2 protein-coding genes are annotated in these 1,033 nt (G+C 43.9%); both read right to left on the reverse strand.

The window, feature by feature from the left end; genetic code table 11:
- Positions 1–359 (reverse strand): hypothetical protein (locus A3735_RS02985; protein WP_156499357.1); only part of this gene is annotated, 359 nt, incomplete at its 3' end.
- Positions 360–447: 88 nt separating this feature from the next.
- On the reverse strand, positions 448–1,033 hold a 586-nt coding region (locus A3735_RS02990), incomplete at its 5' end, for a DNA-directed RNA polymerase subunit beta (protein ID WP_082885781.1).

The raw sequence follows: 1,033 nt of genomic DNA on the forward strand, positions 1-1,033 counted from the left end.
AAAGACTTCAAAAACCAGATGTGAGCAACTGGGCTAGCTAGTTCGATATGAGCCATACGGTCACGTCTTACGTTAGCAAGCGCAACTTCTACACCACACTTCTCACAAATTACACCACGATGCTTAAGGCGCTTGTACTTACCACACAAGCACTCATAGTCCTTGATAGGACCGAAAATTTTGGCACAAAATAAGCCATCACGCTCTGGCTTGAATGTACGATAGTTAATCGTTTCTGGCTTCTTAACTTCACCGTATGACCAAGATCGGATCATTTCTGGAGACGACAAGCCAATACGAATTGAGTCGAATTCCTGAGTTTGATTTTGGTTTTTTAATAGGTTTAATAAATCTTTCATCGGTTTTGCTCCAATTGGAGTTATCTATCCGCGAACGCTTCATCTAGAAGCGCTCGCCTCCGCGTAATTGTTTGTATTGACTTGCGAACTACTCTGATTCCAGCTCGATATCAATACCAAGCGAGCGAATTTCTTTAACAAGTACGTTGAATGATTCTGGCATGCCAGGCTCCATACGGTGATCACCATCAACGATGTTCTTATACATCTTGGTACGGCCGTTAACATCATCAGATTTAACCGTAAGCATTTCCTGTAGCGTATAAGCAGCACCGTAAGCTTCTAGCGCCCATACTTCCATCTCACCGAAGCGCTGACCACCAAACTGAGCTTTACCGCCCAATGGCTGCTGAGTAACAAGGCTGTATGAACCCGTAGAACGAGCGTGCATCTTGTCATCAATCAAGTGGTTCAACTTAAGGATATACATATAGCCAACGGTAACTGGACGATCAAAAGAGTCCCCAGTACGACCATCATATAATTGAACCTGACCACTATCATCAAGACCGGCTAGACGAAGAAGCTCTTTAATCTGAGACTCTTTCGCACCATCAAAAGCAGGAGTCGCCATTGGAACACCACCGCGAAGGTTATGTGCCAGCTCTAGAATCTCTTCATCACTAAAGGTATCCAACGCTTCTTTCTTATCAGCAACACCGTTATAGATTTGA

It is taken from the genome of Oleiphilus sp. HI0061 (genome assembly GCF_001635675.1).